This window comes from Glaciecola sp. 1036 (assembly GCF_050306235.1).
Lineage (GTDB): Bacteria > Pseudomonadota > Gammaproteobacteria > Enterobacterales > Alteromonadaceae > Glaciecola.
In genome coordinates this window covers 179,509-199,426 of sequence record NZ_JBLWFH010000004.1, presented here as the reverse complement: position 1 = coordinate 199,426, position 19,918 = coordinate 179,509, and the positions used below count along the sequence as shown (strand labels likewise).

The following is a 19,918-nucleotide window of genomic DNA, read 5'->3' as shown; positions in this document are numbered from 1 at the left end:
GTATGAATGCACTAATTGACGCCGCTTTTGCCCGATCTCGTACCGTTGGTCTCACATTTTTGATGTTAGTGATCGCAGGTGCAAGTGCTTATTTTGCTATTCCCAAAGAATCAGAACCTGATGTTGCCATACCTATTATGTATGTGTCTGTGGTGTATGAAGGTATTGCCCCAGAAGACAGTGAACGCTTATTGATTCGGCCTTTAGAAAAAGAACTGCAATCTATCGAGGGCTTAAAAGAGATGCGCTCCAGTGCCACCCAAGGTTTTGGCTCGGTAACCCTAGAATTTGATGCTGGGTTTGATGCAGACCAAGCGCTTTTAGATGTACGAGAAAAAGTCGATCTAGCTCGCGCAGAATTACCACCAGGCAGTGAAGAGCCAAGAGTAACAGAAGTGAATGTGTCTCTGTTTCCTGTGTTAACAGTTGTGCTTTCTGGGGATTTGCCCGAGCGGACGTTATTAAAAGTTGCACAGCAACTCAAAGATAGCATTGAAGCTTTATCTGGCGTTTTAGAAGTAGATATTGGTGGGGATAGGGAAGAACTGTTAGAAGTTATTATCGATCCTTTGGCATTAGAAACTTACAACTTATCTTTTACCGAAGTGTTTAACTATGTTAGTCAAAATAACCGACTTGTGGCTGCCGGTGCCATAGACAACAACGCTGGACGCATGGTATTTAAAGTGCCAGGCGTTATTGAAACCCTAGAAGACTTGGCGACGTTACCAGTAAAACGCGTGGGCGATACCATTATCACTTTTGATGACGTTGCCACTATTCGCCGAACCTTTAAAGATCCTAATAGTTTGGCCAGACTGCAGGGCAATAATGCCATTGCATTAGAAGTTTCAAAGCGCACAGGGGCTAATATTATTGAAACTATCGCTGAGGTAAGAGCCTTGGTTGATTATGCGCAAACTCAATGGCCTTCAACCTTAAAAGTTACCTATCTACAAGACAAATCTGATCAAATAAAAGATATGTTAGGGGATTTAGAAAACAACGTAATGACAGCTGTGATATTGGTCATGATTGTCATTGTTGCTGTGCTAGGGATTCGGCCTAGCATACTGGTGGGGCTTGCTATTCCCGGCTCGTTCTTGGCGGCGATGTTGGTGATTTTCTTTTTCGGAATGACATTAAACATAGTGGTGTTGTTTAGCCTTATTCTAGTTGTAGGTATGTTGGTAGATGGTGCCATAGTGACCATTGAATTGGCAGACCGTAAAATCAGTGAAGGTGAATCACCAAAGACAGCTTTTGCTTCAGCTTCCAAGCGCATGGCATGGCCAATAATAGCATCGACAGCGACTACTTTAGCCGTGTTCTTTCCTTTACTTGTATGGCCGGGCTTAGTGGGCGAGTTTATGTCGTTTTTACCGCTAACGGTTATTATTACCTTAACTGCATCTCTTTTCATGGCCTTGGTTTTTATTCCGGTGCTTGGTGGGATTATTACGAAAAAAGTCTCGGTGGATAATGAGTCGACAACGGTACAAAGTATTCGAGCAGCCGAGAGCGGCAATTTAGATGATATTACAGGTTGGCTGGGAAGCTATTTAGGTATTTTAAAAACAGTACTAGCTCATCCTTTGAAAACACTGTTAGGCGCGGTTGTTATTATGTTTTTGGCATTCTTTGGATATTTTTCGTTAGGTCGAGGAATGGAGTTTTTCCCTGCGATTGAACCTGAATTTTTGCAGGTACAAGTACAAGCAAGGGGAGATTTGTCGATTCATGAGCGGGATAAAATTGTGTCCAAAGTTGAAAACTATTTGCTAGAAGAAGACCATATTAAATCCATTTACACCAGAACGATGGGCGGAGGAACCAATCCTCAAGAAGACATGCCTGAAGACGTGATTGGGGTCATTCAGCTTGAGTTAGACGATTGGCAGTTAAGACCTAAAGCTGAACTGATCATTGATAAAATTCGTGACTACGTTCAAAGTATTCCCGGCATTAAAGTACAAGTTAGAGAGCCAGCAGCAGGACCTACGGCTGGTAAACCCATTCAATTGACATTGCAAGGTAATGACCAAGCCGTTTTAGCTAAGGGCGTTGAGCATTTATTAAAGCTGATGAACCAGGTTGGTGGTTTTGTGGATGTCGAAGATAGTCGACCTTTGCCTAGTATTGAATGGAAATTGGTAGTAAACCGCGAACAAGCTGCCAAGTTCAATGTTGATGTAACCCTTTTAGGCAATGCGGTGACTTTAATTACTAATGGGGCACTATTAGCAGAATATCGGCCTGATGATGTGGAAGAAGAAGTGGAAATCAGATTGAGATTCGCTAAGGACTTCCGCAGTATTGAACAGTTGTATCATCTTCGCATCCCAACTCCAAACGGCGCAGTACCTATTACTAATTTTGTGTCTATTGAGCCGGCGGCGAAAACTGGACGAATTACTCGCACAGATGGGGCCCGTACTTTGACCGTGAAAGCGGATGTGGCGCCTGGGCTTTTGGCTGATCAATTAGTAGACCAGGTAAGGCAAGCATTACAAAAAGATCCATTACCTGAAGGTGCTCGCATTGTATTCAAAGGCCAAGACGAAGACACTCAACAAGCGGTAACCTTTTTGAGCAACGCCTTTATTGGCTCCATCTTCCTAATGCTGATTATTCTGGTGACCCAATTTAATAGTTTTTATCAAGCCTTTGTGGTGTTAAGTGCCATTATCTTTTCAACAGCAGGGGTGTTGATTGGCCTGTTAGTCACAAATCAAGCCTTTGTGGTAGTGATGAGTGGTATTGGTGTCATTGCATTAGCAGGCATAGTGGTTAACAACAACATAGTGTTAATTGACACCTTCAATGATTTGAAAAAGCAAGGGATGCCAATCACAGAAGCCATTTTACGCACCGCAGCTCAGCGTGCGCGGCCCGTGCTACTCACCTCAGTAACCACCATTTTAGGACTCATTCCCATGGTATTTGCTTTAACGATAGATATTGTGGGTAGAGACATTTCAGTAGGAGCGCCATCAGCACAATGGTGGACGGTATTGGCAAGTACTATAGCAGGTGGATTGACTTTCGCTACAGCGTTAACCCTGTTACTAACACCAGCGTTAATTGCCATTGGTGAAAATTTAAAGAATAAATGGATGAATACAGTTCAGCGTTGAACAGGTTTATAGTGATATTCTTGTATTGGATTTTCTATTCCAGCACATTGCTCCTGCTTACTCTCTACATTCAACAGAACCCAGTCGGTGCGGTGAGCATAGCCTACAGAAATAGCCCTGTTTTGATCATAGCAGCCTTTGTTGAGTAGCGTTTTGTCAATGAGTATAAAACGTTTTGAGTTTTCGCCTTGCCAAGCAAAAGCAGCTCTTAATTGTTGAGCTGGCTCGCTGTGATAGCCAAAGTGGGTAATTGGATAGGGCGAGAAAAATATAAATTGTTCTGAAAAGTCGACCAGAGCCAATTCGGCATCCTCGGGCATATAGGTTTGCATTGCTTTAAATACATTCTTTGGGGTTTTAACTTCATCTAACAACATATATCCCCATGAACTGTAGATTAACCATAAGACAGTTAAAAAGCTTGGCCAGCTTAACCAGCGATATGAACGACTAACGCCCAAACAAATGAACCCCAAGATTCCCGCACTGATAAAAAGTAACCAAGGAGAAATGTTAAATTTATCTGCTAATTTGCTAGCAAACGAAAGCTCTAAAATGCCGCCGATACCAAAAGCTAAAATGAGTATCGATAAAATTAAAACCAGTCCCCAGATGAGCCGTTGAATTATCTTTTTGTTTAGCAGGTCTGTTAAATAGGGCGCACTTATTAGGGCTAGCATAGGTAGAGCAGGTAATACATAAACGCCGCGTTTACCAGGGCTTAAGCTAAAGAATAAAACTACCAAAAGTATCCAGCTAAGAGGCAAGATGATACGTCCGTCTACTTGATAAATTGCTTTTTTCCATTGTATTACCAACCAAGGCAATAATAAGCTGATGGGCAACCAAAATACGGGAATAACCGCCACTATGTAGTACCAAAATGGTTTTAGATGGTGCCATGAATCGGAATATCGAGTGACAGTTTGCTTGAACAAAATGTTGTTCTTGTAGATCTCTAACAGCGGATTGTCACTGATATGTACTAACCACAGCATAGGAAAAAACCAGAGCCCTATGGCGAGCAACATAATTACAGGACCCGCTAGCCATTTCAGGAGGTTTTCGTTGATAGGAACAAGAAGCTGATTTGTTGCTTTAAATTTGCGGTAGATAAAATAGGGTATAAGCATCAACAATGGTAAAAAGCCCACGCCTTTGGTAATAACGCCAATCCCCATGAAAAACCAAGCCAGATAATACCAACGCCATTTGCCATCAAACAGCATGAAGCGCAATAAACCATAACATCCGATAGTGATCCAACAGGTCACCATGGCATCTATTTGAGCGGATTTTGCCTGTAGAGTGAATTGGATGCTAAATAAGAGTAACAAGCCAGCACTAATGCCTGTATTAAACGACCATAGTTTTTTACCAATATCTACTAGCAAATAAAGGGTGAGCATTGCACACAGGGCAGAAGGAAGCAAAAATGCGAAGGTAATGGATCCAGTAAGAGCATAAAGCAGAGCAATGCTCCACATGAATATTGGCGGTTTATCTGGATAAAATTCGCCAGCTCTGGCGGGGAAAAACCATTGTCCGGTATCAACCATTTCTTTGGCAATAAGCGCAAAGCGGGGTTCATCAGCGGGCCAGGGATCACGTAAACCTAACCCGCAAAAAATTATGACCAAGGCAAGCACCATGAATCCGACTAATTTTTGCTGGTTGCTTAACTCACTAAAAATGAGGGGGAGTTTCAATGTTGAGTAAGAAGTTTGTTGCTGCATTTATTTAGCCGAATAACCGATGTCATTTTTACTCAAGGCACTTAGTCTTTTATCCGCTTTATATTGTTTAAACAAATATACGCCAAGCATGCCGGAAACAGCCAATAAGACTGCACTCAAACTGATTTTGAAAGTTGATTGTATGATGACGCCTTTACCCATCAACGCGAACACCGCCATTTGCGGAAGGTAACCAATAAAAGAACCAGATACAAAAGTTCCTATATTAATTTTGGTGACACCTGCAATTAAGTTGGTTGCTAAATTGTTTCCAACAGGCAGTAAACGGATGATAATTGTTTTTAAAAAAGGCCCTTGAGAGAAAAAGCTATCTAACTTGCAGATTTTCTGATTAAAAAATTTACAAACGATTGGGCGCGCATAGAAACGAGAAAAAACGACAACAAATAGGCAGCTAAGAGTAACTGCGATTGTGGAAAAAAGCATACCTTCCATAAAACCGAAAGCGTATCCGGCTAAAAAAGCCACGATTTGTCTGGGGATGCCTAAACCGCTTAATAGAGCGGCAATCAAAGTAAATAATACTATGCCTTGAACACCATTATCTCTTGTATGAGCGTCGATCCAGTTTTGATTAAATGCATCAAAGGACGGAACCGCTTGCGCTATTTCACTTGCACCTACTGCTAAAATCAACAAAACGAGTGATTTTAACAGTACTTTTGTGGTGTTTCTGTTGAGATTAAATGTCATCATTAGGAACAATCTGCGCTAACTTATTTCTTCGAAGCAGCCACATTACGCCGATAAGATCGACAACTCCTGCACCTAACCTTCCTAACATATTGTATTTAGATACACCGTGGCAACGGTCTCTATGATTCACTTCTACTACAACTATTTTTCCACCTAAGCGCTTTATTAAAGCTGGTAAAAATCGGTGAATGTGATCAAAATATGGGAGCTGTAAAAAGGTCTTTCGAGGAATTATTTTTAGACCACAACCTGTGTCGGGCGTGTTGTCTCGTAATATTTTGCTACGCACGCCATTTGCGATGCGAGATTGAAATCTTTTCCAAGGTGTGTCTTTACGATTTTTACGATAGCCTGCAATGCAAAAGTGCTCAGAATCAGTAAAAGCGTTAGCTGCTTCTAGCATTTTGGGGATATCCGCAGGGTCATTTTGACCATCCGCATCCATGGTGATGATCAATTTACCTTTGGCATGATTAACCCCTGTAAAGATCGCAGTACTTTGACCGACGGATACGCGATGTTTTATCACCACTAGGTTGCATTGAGTATTTTCTGATAAGCGAGTCAGGGTTTGGTAAGTTGCATCGTCACTACCGTCATCAATATAGATAATTTCAAAAGAGGCTCGACCGTGCAAAGCATCTACTATTTCGGCCACCAAAGGCAATATGTTTCCTTCCTCGTTTTTGGCAGGAATAACGACAGATATGTCCACTAAAACTCCTTTTGCAACTTGAAATTTTTACAAAAGCTGTGTGCGCTTTTTTAATTTTATGTGCAGAGTCTAGTAGTTAATTCTTAAGACAAGCTTAAGATTTGGATAAAAAAAGCCTAGTGCAGAAAAACCGAACTAGGCTTTTGTCTTTTGCTAAGAATTAGAGTTTAAATAGTACTTTTACTGAATCATCGACAGAAGCAGCATCTACAAAACCAATGCTATCAGCAGAACCTTTAACAGTATTGATAACATCTGCGTCACTAGACAATTCTTTCGGAGGACGACCACCGCCTGTGAAAGCTAATTTTGCCCAATAAGCTTTAAATTGGCTTGAATTTCTGGACAGTACTTTTTCAACAAATTCATCAGTCACGCCGCCTTTTTGCATCAGTGGCGTTAACGATTTGTCTTTGCCTAGATAAATCTGGGCTACTTGATCTTTATCAGCACCGCCGGAATAGCTTGGGTTTACAATAACAGCAACTTCCGCCATGGCATTGAAACAAATGCCAGATAGCAGAATCAACCCCGCAGCGCTTTTATATAAGAATGAACTTTTCATGTGCGTACTCCTTAAAAAACAAACACAACGGCAGCCTGTAAAGCCCCAGATTTTTCACCACCTACAACTTCAGAGTGCGTATATTCTGTTTTAAATGCCGCCGAAGGATGGAAATCCCATCGTAAACCGATTGAGTAGAAGGGGAGAGAAAAATCTCTAGCGTCAAGCACTGCTTTGGTGGTGTAATAAAGTGCGTCCAAGCTTGGATCTAAGCCTACGGGAACATTATTCAAATTATCTCTGTACGGCTCATTTACATCTTCTCCAACTGTTGCATGAAGCATAAAATTATCAAAGCGTTTGCCTACAGAAACCATCCAAGGTTTATAGTCACCTACTATGGTTTCATCTACTTGAGATGGAATATATTCAGCAACGAATAACCAATCTTGGTTGTCGAAGATGACCCCAAATTCCAAAGCAACGGATTTGTCATCTTTGATTTCTAGATCGGTACCAACGCCAGGGAATGGCGTCATTTGCCATGCAGCAATCAGCGGGTCTAAGCCGATATTGCCTTCAAAAGTAAAGGTTAGAGCGCTACTTCTGAACGTCCACGATCCATAGTTGACACTAATAACGCCACTTAAGATGTTAGACATTTTGTAGTCATTACCAAAGGTAGTGAAATCTTCTTGACCGAAATATACGCGTAAATTTACGTTTGCGTCACCAACGGAAAAGTCATGTATTGAACCAATGCCGTTAATAGAATCGAAAGGTGCTTTATATACTTCTGTTGGTGGCGTAATCCAATGATAGGCAAAAGATACGTCCAAATAGTCAGAATACAAGTACATGGGAATACGTTGGCGTCCTAATTGAATGCGCCAAGAGTCATTGACTTCATAAGATAAATAGGCCCATGTGAATTCTGGATCCCAGTCATCACGTCCTCTAGCTCGGATCTGCATAGTTGCGCTTAAGCCTTCAGATAAGTCTGAATATGCTTGTAGGGCGAAGAAAGAGCCTTGTTTAAAGTTGATATCGTCTGAATAGTTTCGAATAGGTATATCGCTGTCGGTCGCTATGCCGCCGACTATGCTACCAAAGCCGCTAAAATTAACTTCGGCATTTGCCTGCATTGTTAGAGTTGAGAATAACAGTGCAGCTGTAGTTACTATTTTTTTCATATTTGTTTCCAGTTGGTGTTGTCAATCAAGCCTTTTGGGCCACCTTCGTTGTTATCACTGCCAAGAATCCGTTGGCTTGGTTGGTTTCGCTCAATCAAAACTTCAGGTTGGTAACTAAGTGTGTGAATCGAAACGTTACAAACCTGTGTCTTGTTATCGGCATAATCCTTATAAAATTTAGGGTTAATTTATACTTAAGTTGACTTTAGGTGTTGCGAGCGAAGGCTTTGGGGAGGTTGTTAATGGTGATCACATTAGGATTGAAGGAGTTAATTGGCTTAGTGTTTGATAGTTTTAAGATTTTTTATTATCGATGTTTACGAAATTTATTAAACAAATTACTTGAGGTAGTTGTAAACTTCACGCAAACTGAATTGATTGTTTAATTTTTGAGTTGCTAATTATGATGTCTAAATTCATTGAACAAGTAGAAAAGGCCCTTTTAATACTCATCATGTTGGCAACGCTCGTTGCCGTTGGTGCAGAAATCATGCACATGATTAAACAAAGAACCGTAGAGCTATCAGACCTTTTATTGCTATTCATCTATGCAGAAGTCATGGGAATGTTGGCGGCTTACTACAATAGCAGCCGAATTCCAGTCACCCTACCTTTAATTATTGCGATGACAGCGCTTAGCCGCATGATCATTTTACAAGATAAAGAACTCGATAAAATAGTCCTGCTTTATCAATCGGGCAGTATTTTACTGTTAAGTATTGCCGCGCTTATCATGAGCATTAAAGATAAATACAGTTTAGATAAACTAAGAAACCGTATAATTCGAACGCCAGATTAGCGCGTTTTTATCTTTGTTCATTAATAACGTTCAGCTTGGGATTTTAGGGCGTCTAAATCTATTGCTGCTACTCCTTGTTGCAGTTTTTCATCAGTGAATCCTTTGGTCGATAGGTATTCAATGACGAATTTAGGAAAGGGGTATTTAGACACTTGAACGCTGTCTGGAAATCTGAACGTAGAGTTAAATTGAACCGTGATTTTACATTCAAATTTAGCGCTTGATTTTTTTGCACAATAAAGCCCACGTTGGTTTGTACCTTGATTAGTGACTAGCTCAAATTTTTCTTTGGTGCCGTCTACGCCACCGCTGAAACGCGGTATTTCAATCGGCAAAATATTAGTTAACGAATAAAACAGGTAAGTATAGCTAATGTGATTGTTTTTAATTAATGATTTGTAGACTTGCTCTAAAAATGAATACGAAGGTCCCATATAAAAACTCTCTACGTATTTTGAGTCTAGTGTCTTTTTTCCCATTTGGTTGGCGAAAAATGTGCCGTTTTTAAATACTATGTTCACATCTTGAGTAAAGGCATTTGTATCTACCAAGTTTCTAACATTGTAATTTTCACCGTTAATCTTATCTACTTCCTCAAATGCAGAGTAGGGATCATCCAACGCATACGAGGACGAAAGATAAATATGCTGCTTAACAAATACATCTCGTTCCTCTTTATTTGTGACGTTATGGTTGTTTAACACATGGTTGACAGCGTTTGAAATAGTATTGTGAGGCGCAAATTTTTCTTGAAAACTCAGTTTGGATTGTTTAAACCAATATGAATCGTCATAAGCATAAAAATCGTCAAGCACGATGGAGAGTTTTACCGTTTTATCTTCCCATTTTCCTGGTTCGTCAGAATAAACAAAATTTTGATATGGACTATCAGGTGCTAATGACCTATCTGGTTTAAATTCAATTTTTGAACTTTTAAACACCTTGTCGCTAGATAATCGAATGCCACTTCGAGTTTGGTTTACCACACTCATTTCAAAGCTATATTCGGTGGTAATGGACAAATGTATATCAGCGTTGCCGTAACTAGATGTTTCGGCAAAGGCTAAATTTGCAAAGAATAGCGATAATAAAACTAGGTACTTCATATTTTGACCCAATAACGGTAATAAGATTGGTATCGGCAGCGTTGTAAATACCGCCAATTAGCTTACAAAACTAGATATTAGTCTTTTTAAACCTGGAAGTCGTCACTAAAACCATCCTGAAATTTTTTCATAATATCCTTCTGGTAGTAAATGACCACTATCAAAACGTATATGTTTTTTATTCTGCGTAGGATTCATCTCAAACAAACTATCATTTTCTTGACCATGGGTCGCTAAAACAGCACCGCTGGGGTTATCTTTATTCGATTCCTGTAGTTTACACTCATCTAAATCAACTCCCATGCCTTTGGTAAATTGAAACATGAGCCTTTTGAATACGTCACCGAGTGGGCCCATGGTCCCCACATTAGGCATTTTTATGGTTTTTTCAGGTAGTTTTGGTCCTAGAACGGCATATCCATCGCTCAAATTCCCCTCTGCACAAGACCATTCACTCCAGTGCTTGATGCCACCGGAACTCAAAGATAAAGCGTTAGAAGAGCCAGAGTTAAAATACATAGTCATTACCCATACGTTATCAGGATCTTTAACAAGAACTCGGCTCCCTGAACTGTTTTGGCTAGGTACATATTCGTATAGATACTGATTTTGTTCTGCGTAAGCTTTAATTGCATCATGTTTGATTTTGGTACGTCTTGCCGCATGCATCATAAATAGTGCGCTAAGTAGGCTGGCGCCCGCGAAAAGAATTATTATTCCCTCCAGTTCCATGTTCATAGTTCCATATTCCATACACTTTCAATAGATATCAGTCTAGGATAGATGAAGAATTAGTCATCCCCCAAGTAGGGTAGATGAGTATCTATTGAAACGAAGTAAATAGTAGAGGGATTTTTCTTTCGTTAGTTACGTTTTTGTTTTAAGAAGAGGTTTTGGACTGAAAACTTGCTAGTAAGCGTTTTGCATATTTTAACGCATCGAGCTCGATTTTCGTTAACAGCTTGTTTTCTCTTTTGTTAGGGTTGCTTAATATTGATTGAGCAAATTCTAAGGCGTCCCGTTCGATTTTCAGTAACTGCACTTTTTCAGTTTTATCGTTGTATTTTTGATTAGTCATTGTTTGCTCATGTACCAGAACGCTGATTGAGGTTTCGAACACAGCGGCAAGACATTTTAAAGATTCTAAACTAGTACTTTTACTTGTCTCTATTCTTTGAATTGTGCGTGTGCTTAGTCCTGAATGTCTAGCTAACTCCTCTTGAGTCCAGCCCTTTTCAATTCTGCGTTCTCGAATACTCATACATTTTCCTATTAAACTAGTCGCCTAATTTATAACGTAAAACATTGAATAAAAACACGACATTGTCGCGACATGTCATGTTGTACCCGTAAATATTGGGCTTAGCAAGGTTATATAGTTTACGATCAATGCGGCTCCCTCGTTTTTGGGGTAGAGCCTCTTTTTTGAGTAGGAAGAAATGGTGGCCCCTCCCAGACTTGAACTGGGGACCTACCGATTATGAGTCGGGTGCTCTAACCAACTGAGCTAAAGGGCCATGCTTTGAAGCGGTGCGCAGTATAATGAACTTTTTTTCGAATGTCACCCGCTGAAACCAAGATTTTTATAAAAAAGATTGCTAACTCTTTGCTTAAATTAAAGTTTAGCTTTGTTCTGCCGTAATAATAGTGCAAACAATATTAAAATTTGCTATTTTGATATAGCACTTCATAACTTTAGTGGAGTATAGCGATGAAAGATGCGCCGTATTTATTAAGCGGACGTAACACCATTATTCACAAACTACGAAAGGTCGACTTACTGGTTGTTAACAGTCGTCAAGACCCTGTGTTAATGGTTGTACATAATGGTATTGAAGAGTACAACGGATCAATCCCTAAGAATAAACTTGAAGCCAAGCGTATGGACGTAGCCGTGGTCGATGTTTCTTCTGCAGAGAATTTTGGGGATTATAAAAACATGTTGTTTATTCAAACACTCAATAATAAAGAATTTAAAGTTGATTACACCCGAAAAGGAACGCCTTACTTCATTACAGTACATCAAGAGAGTACTTTTTAACGTCGGTTTTGCCTTACTAGGCTTACTGGCGTTAATCCTTGTATTTGAATGCGCGGATTTTCTTAAACGGACGTTTAGTATCAGGTTATCCTCAGGATTAATCGGTCTCGTAATACTTTTCATATTTTTTATTATCTATAAAAAAGTTCCTAATCCAATTGCGACAATAACGTTGCCTTTGCTCAAGCATATGTCATTGTTATTTATTCCTGCGATTGTGATGATAGTGTCATATCAAGAGATTCTGCTTAAGCATCAACTGGCGATCATATTGGCGATTGTGGTAGCCAGCTTAATTGCCTACCTAGTCACATTGTTAATAGCAAAGCTAACCCTGTCAGGTGTATCAAATGACACAGATTAGTTGGGTACTGGGCTCTTTATTAGCAACACTTGTTATCTATTTTGCTTTTTTTACTTTATATGTGCGATGTCGCCAATTTCCGCTTTTGCATCCTCTCATTGGCAGTACTTTGTGCATAGTGGGCTTGCTATCCTGGTTTGGTATGAGCCTTAGCGATTATCAAAAAAACACCCAATTACTTTCTTATTTACTTGGTCCCGCAACCGTTGCTTTAGCTGTTCCTTTATTTAAGCAACTACATCTTCTAAAACGTTTTGGTTGGCGAGTATTACTGCCAATAGTACTGGGTGGCATGCTAGCGCCATTGCTGTCATGGTTGAGTATTTATTGGTTAGATTTGCCGATAAATTTACAAATGACAATGTTAGTAAAATCCATTACCACGCCCTTAGCGATGGATACTTCGTCACTTATTGGCGGAATCGCCGATTTGGCGGCTGTGTTGGTGATTTCTACCGGTATCATTATTGCCATCCTCGGCCCTATGATTTCGCAACTGCTGAAACAACAAAATCAAATGGTAAATGGAATTGCATTAGGAACCGTTGGACATGCCATAGCTACAGCTCGCGCGGTAAGTTATGGTGAAGTTTGTTTAGCATTTTCATCATTAGCGCTTTGTTTAAATGGCCTAGTCACTTCTATTGTTTTGCCTTTACTGTTTGGTTAGCGGTTACTTCTCTCTAATTTCATTGATTTCCTATGTTTATTCCTAAAGCCAGAGTGCTTTACAGCCGATAACTTCTAGTAGTCTTAAAATTAACCTAATCACTAGAGAGAACACATGTTATCAGTTTTGATTTGTGACGATTCAATGGTTGCTCGCAAACAAGTCGCTAAATGTTTACCTCAGGATTTAGGGGCTAGTATTCATTTTGCCAAGCATGGGCAAGAAGCGATCAATGCGATTGCGGATGGAAAGGGAGAGTTGCTGCTTCTAGATCTCAATATGCCTATTATGGACGGTTATGAAACCCTTGAAACTATTGGTTCATTGAGTTTACCCACCAAAACCATAGTTATTTCTGGGGATATTCAACCTGAAGCGGCGCAGCGCGTTAAAAACTTAGGTGCACTGGATTTTATTCAAAAACCAGTCAATGCAGAAGAACTTAGAAATACCTTGATAAAACAAGGGTTTATTCAGCAAGAAGAAAGTGCATCTCCAGAGCCTGAAGACCTACCAGAAGAAATTCGCGATTGCTATCAAGAAGTTGCAAATGTCGCTATGGGGCAGGCGGGTGATTATTTAGCGCGCATTATGAATGTTTTCGTAGAATTACCAATCCCCAACGTCAACTTAATTGAAATTTCTGAGTTGCACATGATGCTATCTGATGTTGATAAGCAAGAAAGCACTTCAGGCGTATGCCAAGGATTCTTAGGTGATGGTATCAGTGGCGAAGCCTTATGTATTTTAAGTGACTCTAGTTTTGAAGATATTGCCACCATTATGGGTGTCGAGTCTAAAGTGGATGACCAGTTGCAGTTAGAATTGCTAATGGACTGTGCAAGTTTGTTAGTCGGCACTTGTTTAAGTGGCATAGCAAACCAACTGGATATGCATTTTAGGCAAGGTCATCCGGTGGTTTTGGGCCAGCATCAGAACATTCGAGAACTGATTAAAGCCAATGAACGCACTTGGAAAAAAACCTTAGCCATTGAATTGAGCTACGGGCTAGAAGATTTTAACGTCAAGTGTGATCTCTTGTTGTTGTTTACCGAAGAATCAATGGACATGATGACTTCTAAATTATCTCATCTGTTGGAGGATTAATTTTGACTTCTTCTACTGTTGAAAAAGATGCACTTAGCGAATTACTCGAATTTCATTGGATGATGGACATGATCCAAACTGTAGATGTGGGTATTGTGGTGCTCAATCGCGATATGAAAATCAAAGTCTGGAACGGCTTTATGGAAGCTCACTCAGGTTTGTTACCTTCTCAAGTACGAGATTTGCCTATATCTGAGCATTTTCCTGATATTAAAGAAAGCTGGCTGAAACAAAAACTCAAACCAGTATTTGAGCTTAAAACTCGCGCTTTTATTACGTGGGAACAACGTCCTTATTTATTTAAATTTCGCAATTATCGTCCAATCACCAGCTCGGCACCTTATATGTATCAAAACGTGGTGTTTTCGCCCTTAGTGTCTGCTACTGGTGCGGTAGATAACGTTTGCATGATGATCTACGACATGACAGACGCAGCTTCTGCCAAGAAAATGCTATTGGCATTTCAGGTGAAAGAAAGCGAAGCCCGAGAGCGTCCATATTAGAAATTTTTTATTCAGGTTAACTTGGTCTGTTATTTGCTGAATGCCCGTTATCTTTTACTGTAAAATGTCGTGTGATTTGACCGAAGATGGCCAAGAAATTTTTAAATAACCTAAGTAAATTTATCCTTGTTGTAACTGTAATGGTCATCGTCGGATGTGGGGGCGGTTCGGAAGATAAAATTCCACCAAGTCCAGTGCCGATAACAGTTTCTGCCAATGTTGACCTTGTTATGGACGAGCAAACGTCGGTGAATATCTCAGGCGCGGCCTCTGGCGGAGATGGCGTGTTTACCTACAGTTGGCAGGTGCCGGCAGACTTCGGTATAGAGCACACAGATACCAGTATTCCTGACGCAATTTTGACGGCGCCAAGCTTAATTACTCAAACCCAATTTGACGTGACATTAGTGGTGCGTGATGCCAAAGGCACAACGAGTTCGGACACTTTTGTGGTAACTGTGATGCCGGTAAATATAGCGCCAACGGCTGTGGTGACGGTTAATCAAATTGACGGTTATTCGCTAAATCATTATCCCGTAGATACCAGTATCATGTTGGACGCTAGTAACAGTTCAGATACAGACGCGCCAGACCAATCACAACCAATTGCTAGCTACCAATGGCAACAAATTTCCGGTGTCGATATTACCCAAGGGCTAGATTTGACCGCAGCAGTGCTTGAAATTGTAACGCCCATTGATAATGTTCAAAATGCAGTAACCATGCAATTAACTGTGACAGATCATGAGGGTGCTCAACATTCCGTCCAACAGCAACTAACCTTGGTCGGTCAGTCTGGCACCTTACCTGAGTTAACCTTTATTCAACCCAGTGACGTATTTTCTGGTGAACGCATTTTGTTATCTGCAATACCCTCAAGTAAAGCGCCTGCTGCTGCGCCATTTTCAGTGGTTTGGGAGGTTCAAAATCCTCCGTCCAATGTCACTGTATTTGTGGATAATGCCCAAAGCGCGCAAACCTTTGCCCTTGCACCTTTGGTTGAACAAGATTATGAGTTAATCGTAAACGCACAACTTACGGATAGCTTTGGTAATCAGTTATCTCAGTCTCAAACTATCACGGTTTATCCTCAAAGGAATGCCACTATCAATGATACAGGCATTAGTCGTCATGGCTCTTTAGACGCAGTGAGTTTTACCTATGACCCTGCGTATGCTGGCCAAGATGCGGATTATGGGAATGACCGTATTTCATTGTCGGGGATCTCCGATAAAGCGGGTAGGGGTGATAAAGGCTTCGATTTTACTCGTTTGAACACCAATGGGGACCAAGTGGACGATGAAAATTTGCCTTGGGAATGTGTGCGGGACAATACAACTGGTTTGGTATGGGAAAATAAAATGTTGAGTGATAGCGCCCATATTCAATATGCCGATAGTGTGTTTACTTGGTATTCAGAGGATGAAAATGGCGGGTTTGAAGGCGCTATTAATGCTGCTTCTGCAAGTTGTAATTTGACCAGTCAAAATTGTAATACTCAGGCCTATGTAGACGCGATTAATCAGCAGGGGTTGTGCGGATTTTATGATTGGCGTTTGCCTAGTCATGAGGAATTGCAAAGCATAATGCACTACGGCTCCATTGTTGGGGTGGCGGCGGATGTCAATTTTTTCCCTGTGTGGTCAGCGACAACGCAAAGCACGTTATGGTACTGGACCAGTCAATCCAGTGCAGATGGCGTTAACAATGATACCGCTCGTAATGCGTGGGCATTCGATTTTGTGTCTGGGGTGGATAATTTTATCAATAAAAACACTGAGCTTCGTGTGCGTTTAGTCAGAGCGGGTAGAGGTAACTAATGAAAAGTAGAACGTTAAAGCGATTATGCTTAGTCAGTTTTTGGGCCGCATTGGCGATGGTGAGTATGTACGTAGATGCTGAATCTATCTGTCCTGCGGGCATTCCAGAAACCGCTAAAGACGAAGAGTTTATGCTCACAACTAACGGTGAAGCCATTCATTTACCAAGTAACCTGGTATTCATGCGCTGTAGTTTCGGCCAAACTTGGACGGGGAATAACTGCGAAGGAGAGCCTCAACCCTTAACTTGGCAAGAAGCGCTAAATTATGCAATGGGGTTTGAATATGCAAACTCTAAAAACTGGCGCTTACCCAACGTAAAAGAGCTCGCCCAAATTACCGAAAAAGCTTGTGTACGACCCGCTATCAATGAAGCCATATTTCCGGTGACTTCATCAGATGATTATTGGACTTCCAGTCCTTCGATTCAGGATGTATTAAGAGCTTGGTCAGTATCATTTGAAAATGGCAGCACATCGCTGAAAGCCAAAGATAGAACTATTTTTGTTCGTTTGGTCAGAACTCGACTACCCCAAGAGTAGTAGACTACACAAAGTCAGCAAGTAGCGAGTTTAAATAGCGTCGGCCTAGGTCAGTGACTTGCCAATGTTCTGATGTTTCATCTATTAAGCCTTTTTCCACATTTCGCTTTAAAATGCTTTGGGCTTGGTTTGAAAGTGGCTGGCCTGTGTTTTGGGTATAAGCTTCTTTTTCACAGGCTTCTAAAAGCCTAAAGCGATTCATGAAAAATTCAAAGGCTAAATCTTGCGCTTGTATGGGGCTTTGAGTATCCAAGTAATCCTTACTCAAATCCATGTAGCCAATGGGGTGTTTTACCTTAACCGTGCGCATAATTTGTTTAGTTACCAAGTCTGTAATTTTACCGTGGGCGCCACAACCAATGCCTAAATAGTCGCCGAAGCGCCAATAATTGAGATTGTGCTGCGCAAATTCTGCATTTTTTGTATACGCAGAGACTTCATACTGCTGATAGCCATTTTCTTCTAACAGGGCGTGACCCTGTTGTTGAATTTCCCATAGCACATCATCATCAGGCAATTCAGGCGGCTTAGAAAAGAATTGCGTATTGGGTTCTATGGTCAACTGATACCAGCTAATGTGTGGAGTTCCCAATGCGATAGTTGTTCTTAAATCATTCAGTGCCTGTTCTGCGTTTTGCTCGGGCAATCCATGCATTAGATCCGTATTAAAAGACCTTAAAGGCAGTTGTTTGGCTAATTCAATAGCTTTTATCGCTTGTTGGCTATCGTGGATTCTACCCAGTTTTGTGAGATGGTCATTTTCAAAACTTTGCACACCAATTGAAATGCGATTTACTCCAGCCTCAACAAAACCCGCAAACTTATTGGCTTCTACAGTACCCGGATTGGCTTCCATGGTGATCTCAGCGTCAGGTTTTACGGGAACCAAGGTTTTTACGCCACTTAGTAACAGATGCATCGCATCTACACTGAGTAAACTCGGAGTACCGCCGCCAATAAAGATGGTGGATATTTCTCTGCCTTGTTGGCGTATCTTATACTTTTTAAGATCTTGTTTGAGATCGTCTAGCAGGTGAGCAATATAAGCTTGCTCAGGAATCACGCCTTTTTGCTTATGTGAATTGAAATCACAATAAGGGCATTTTTGCACACACCATGGGATGTGGATGTATAAAGATAAAGGGACTTGCACGTTAAATGATACCGTGCAGCTTTTGCATTAGCGCTCGCAGTGCCTGTCCTCTATGACTAATTTGGTTCTTCACTGCTTTATCCAGCTCTGCTGCTGTGCATTTTTGTTCAGGCACATAAAACACAGGATCGTATCCAAAACCACCGTTACCAAAAGGCGTTTGGGTAATTTCGCCGTGCCATTCACCTTGGCAGATAATAGGTTCTGGATCTTCAGCATGTCGCATAAATACTAAAACACATAAGAATTTAGCTTTACGGTTTTGATTGTCGGTTAAGTTAGCTAATAGCTTTTCATAGTTAGCTTGGTCATTGCCATGCTCGCCGGCATATCGCGCTGAATAAATGCCCGGGCCACCATTGAGGGCATCAACCACCAAACCACTATCGTCAGCAATGGCGGGTAAATTAGCTTGTTCCGAAGCATGTCGGGCCTTAATAATAGCATTTTCCACAAAGCTTAAGCCTGTTTCATCCGCGTCACTGATGGAAAATTCTGACTGCGGTAAAACGCTAATGTTGTATGGTTCAAACATGCTCGAAAATTCTGCAAGTTTTCCTTTGTTACCACTGGCTAAAACGATTTGTTGCATGCTTACTTTTTACCCTTTTTCTTTGCAGATTTCTTCTTCTTGGGTTTTTTACTCAATTTAGGCGCCTTGTGCTTAGGCCGCAATTCATCAATCACTCTTGGTTTGAAAGGTTCACCGGTAAATCGTGCAACCTTACCTACCCAAACAAAGTCATGTGCTTCGATTAAGGATATTGCAGTGCCTTTTTTACCAGCTCTTCCTGTTCTGCCAATTCTATGTAAATACACATCTGCGCCGCGTGGCATATCGTAGTTAATAACATGCGATACATCAGGAATATGAATACCTCTCGCGGCGACATCTGTGGCCAATAAAATATTGATTTGGCCTGTGGTGAATTTTTCTATTGCCGCCATTCGTTTATCTTGCGGCATTTCACCTTGTAGCCAAATCACATTAAATTCATTTGAAAGCCTATCTTTCAGGGCTTGTAAACGCTCGCGTGTTTTAACAAACACTATGCAAGACGTAATGCTATTTCTCAGGTGGTAGCGTAATAAGGCTTCTTTATGTGCAGCGTCATCTGCTAAGTGGTACCACTGTTGAATTTTGGCTTTTTCCCGACGGGACGGATCAGCATTAATGCTAACAGGGTCGGTCAATAAATCCCGTGCAAAGTTCTTCACACCTTTGCTGTCTAAGGTGGCAGAAAATAACATAGATTGTTTTCGCCATCTGGCCTCAGATGCGATTTGATTTACTATCCCTGAAAAACCCATGTCTAGCATGCGATCTGCTTCATCAAGTACCAAACTTTCAATATCTCGACAATCTAGGGTTTCTTTTTCAATATGTTCAAACAATCGTCCTGGAGTGGCAATTAAGATATCAGGTCGAGTTTCTATGACTTCTTTGTCTGTACCGTAATTGATGCCACCTGTAATTACGCCTACGGACAAGTCAACATGGGCAGTGATCAATTCTGCTTGTTTAGCCACTTGCAGTGCTAACTCACGGGTAGGGACTAACACTAAAGAACGGCACTGGGTTGGATGGCCCGCTGGATGATCCAACAAGTATTGGGCTAAGGGCAGCAAAAAGGCCGCAGTTTTTCCCGTTCCAGTTGGCGCTGAAGCTAGAATATCGTTGCCCTCTAGCGCGTGGGGAATCACCATGGCTTGTACACTTGTTGGCCGCGAAAAGCCCATTTCTGCCAGTGCATAGCAAAGTGCATCGTCTAATTCAAGTTGTTCAAATGTTGTGCTCATGGCATTCCAA

Annotated in this window: 20 protein-coding genes and 1 tRNA gene; 9 read left to right on the top strand and 12 right to left on the bottom strand. The window is 41.0% G+C overall.

All coding sequences use genetic code 11. The features are described from left to right. The first annotated feature begins 2 nt into the window (after positions 1-2). Positions 3-3,137, top strand: a complete 3,135-nt coding sequence (locus ACNKW3_RS08095) for an efflux RND transporter permease subunit (protein WP_427398780.1) — start codon at positions 3-5, stop codon at positions 3,135-3,137. On the opposite strand, the gene ACNKW3_RS08090 is transcribed toward ACNKW3_RS08095, so the two are convergent. The 5 genes from ACNKW3_RS08090 to ACNKW3_RS08070 all read right to left on the bottom strand — a co-directional run bounded on the left by ACNKW3_RS08090 (position 3,128) and on the right by ACNKW3_RS08070 (position 8,003). Then, complete coding sequence (locus ACNKW3_RS08090; protein WP_427398779.1) at positions 3,128-4,873, bottom strand: ArnT family glycosyltransferase; 1,746 nt, start codon at positions 4,871-4,873, stop codon at positions 3,128-3,130. The two genes, ACNKW3_RS08095 and ACNKW3_RS08090, sit on opposite strands and share 10 nt — an antisense overlap. Further along, the gene (locus ACNKW3_RS08085) at positions 4,874-5,590 is read right to left on the bottom strand and encodes a TVP38/TMEM64 family protein (protein WP_427398778.1); all 717 of its coding nucleotides are present in this window, start codon (positions 5,588-5,590) and stop codon (positions 4,874-4,876) included. After that, positions 5,577-6,305: a glycosyltransferase family 2 protein gene (locus tag ACNKW3_RS08080; RefSeq protein ID WP_427398777.1), complete on the bottom strand. Its 729-nt coding sequence runs from the start codon at positions 6,303-6,305 to the stop codon at positions 5,577-5,579. The genes ACNKW3_RS08085 and ACNKW3_RS08080 overlap by 14 nt, the downstream gene beginning before the upstream one ends. A gap of 160 nt (positions 6,306-6,465) precedes the next feature. Further along, positions 6,466-6,870, bottom strand: coding sequence for a phosphate ABC transporter substrate-binding protein (locus tag ACNKW3_RS08075; RefSeq protein WP_427398776.1), 405 nt, complete (start codon positions 6,868-6,870; stop codon positions 6,466-6,468). An 11-nt stretch (positions 6,871-6,881) separates the two neighbouring features. After that, the gene (locus tag ACNKW3_RS08070) at positions 6,882-8,003 is read right to left on the bottom strand and encodes a hypothetical protein (RefSeq protein ID WP_427398775.1); all 1,122 of its coding nucleotides are present in this window, start codon (positions 8,001-8,003) and stop codon (positions 6,882-6,884) included. A gap of 403 nt (positions 8,004-8,406) precedes the next feature. Between ACNKW3_RS08070 and ACNKW3_RS08065 the strand changes: the two genes are divergently transcribed. Continuing rightward, a complete protein-coding gene (locus ACNKW3_RS08065) occupies positions 8,407-8,802 on the top strand; it encodes a phosphate-starvation-inducible PsiE family protein (protein ID WP_427398774.1) in 396 nt (131 codons plus the stop codon). Positions 8,803-8,822: 20 nt separating this feature from the next. On the opposite strand, the gene ACNKW3_RS08060 is transcribed toward ACNKW3_RS08065, so the two are convergent. The 4 genes from ACNKW3_RS08060 to ACNKW3_RS08045 all read right to left on the bottom strand — a co-directional run bounded on the left by ACNKW3_RS08060 (position 8,823) and on the right by ACNKW3_RS08045 (position 11,425). Then, the gene (locus ACNKW3_RS08060) at positions 8,823-9,908 is read right to left on the bottom strand and encodes a hypothetical protein (protein ID WP_427398773.1); all 1,086 of its coding nucleotides are present in this window, start codon (positions 9,906-9,908) and stop codon (positions 8,823-8,825) included. Between the two features lie 105 nt (positions 9,909-10,013). Further along, entirely contained in the window at positions 10,014-10,646 is a 633-nt protein-coding gene (locus ACNKW3_RS08055) for a hypothetical protein (RefSeq protein WP_427398772.1), read from the bottom strand. A gap of 142 nt (positions 10,647-10,788) precedes the next feature. Continuing rightward, positions 10,789-11,169 (bottom strand): helix-turn-helix domain-containing protein, encoded by a 381-nt coding sequence (locus tag ACNKW3_RS08050; protein WP_427398771.1) that lies wholly within the window; start codon positions 11,167-11,169, stop codon positions 10,789-10,791. A 179-nt stretch (positions 11,170-11,348) separates the two neighbouring features. Next, positions 11,349-11,425, bottom strand: a tRNA-Ile gene (locus ACNKW3_RS08045). A 194-nt stretch (positions 11,426-11,619) separates the two neighbouring features. Here ACNKW3_RS08045 and ACNKW3_RS08040 point away from each other — a divergent pair. The 7 genes from ACNKW3_RS08040 (at position 11,620) to ACNKW3_RS08010 (ending at position 16,955) form a co-directional block, all read left to right on the top strand. Next, complete coding sequence (locus tag ACNKW3_RS08040) at positions 11,620-11,949, top strand: hypothetical protein (protein ID WP_427398770.1); 330 nt, start codon at positions 11,620-11,622, stop codon at positions 11,947-11,949. Continuing rightward, a complete protein-coding gene (locus tag ACNKW3_RS08035) occupies positions 11,831-12,313 on the top strand; it encodes a CidA/LrgA family protein (RefSeq protein WP_427398769.1) in 483 nt (160 codons plus the stop codon). The genes ACNKW3_RS08040 and ACNKW3_RS08035 overlap by 119 nt, the downstream gene beginning before the upstream one ends. Then, entirely contained in the window at positions 12,300-12,983 is a 684-nt protein-coding gene (locus ACNKW3_RS08030) for an LrgB family protein (RefSeq protein ID WP_427398768.1), read from the top strand. The genes ACNKW3_RS08035 and ACNKW3_RS08030 overlap by 14 nt, the downstream gene beginning before the upstream one ends. A gap of 114 nt (positions 12,984-13,097) precedes the next feature. After that, on the top strand, positions 13,098-14,090 hold the full coding sequence (locus ACNKW3_RS08025) for a response regulator (protein ID WP_427398767.1): 993 nt from the start codon (positions 13,098-13,100) through the stop codon (positions 14,088-14,090). Positions 14,091-14,149: 59 nt separating this feature from the next. Then, positions 14,150-14,593 (top strand): hypothetical protein, encoded by a 444-nt coding sequence (locus ACNKW3_RS08020; RefSeq protein ID WP_427398894.1) that lies wholly within the window; start codon positions 14,150-14,152, stop codon positions 14,591-14,593. Between the two features lie 86 nt (positions 14,594-14,679). Further along, entirely contained in the window at positions 14,680-16,413 is a 1,734-nt protein-coding gene (locus tag ACNKW3_RS08015; protein WP_427398766.1) for a DUF1566 domain-containing protein, read from the top strand. Beyond that, entirely contained in the window at positions 16,413-16,955 is a 543-nt protein-coding gene (locus ACNKW3_RS08010) for a DUF1566 domain-containing protein (RefSeq protein WP_427398765.1), read from the top strand. Before ACNKW3_RS08015 ends, ACNKW3_RS08010 begins: the two co-directional genes overlap by 1 nt. A 4-nt stretch (positions 16,956-16,959) precedes the next feature. Here ACNKW3_RS08010 and hemW read toward each other — a convergent pair whose 3' ends face one another. From hemW to srmB, 3 genes are read right to left on the bottom strand one after another with little or no spacing between them, the layout of a single operon-like run. After that, positions 16,960-18,108, bottom strand: coding sequence for a radical SAM family heme chaperone HemW (gene hemW / locus ACNKW3_RS08005; protein WP_427398764.1), 1,149 nt, complete (start codon positions 18,106-18,108; stop codon positions 16,960-16,962). A 1-nt stretch (position 18,109) separates the two neighbouring features. Beyond that, a complete protein-coding gene (locus ACNKW3_RS08000; RefSeq protein WP_427398763.1) occupies positions 18,110-18,700 on the bottom strand; it encodes an XTP/dITP diphosphatase in 591 nt (196 codons plus the stop codon). Positions 18,701-18,702: 2 nt separating this feature from the next. After that, positions 18,703-19,908, bottom strand: coding sequence for an ATP-dependent RNA helicase SrmB (gene srmB / locus ACNKW3_RS07995; RefSeq protein WP_427398762.1), 1,206 nt, complete (start codon positions 19,906-19,908; stop codon positions 18,703-18,705). Positions 19,909-19,918: the final 10 nt, after the last annotated feature.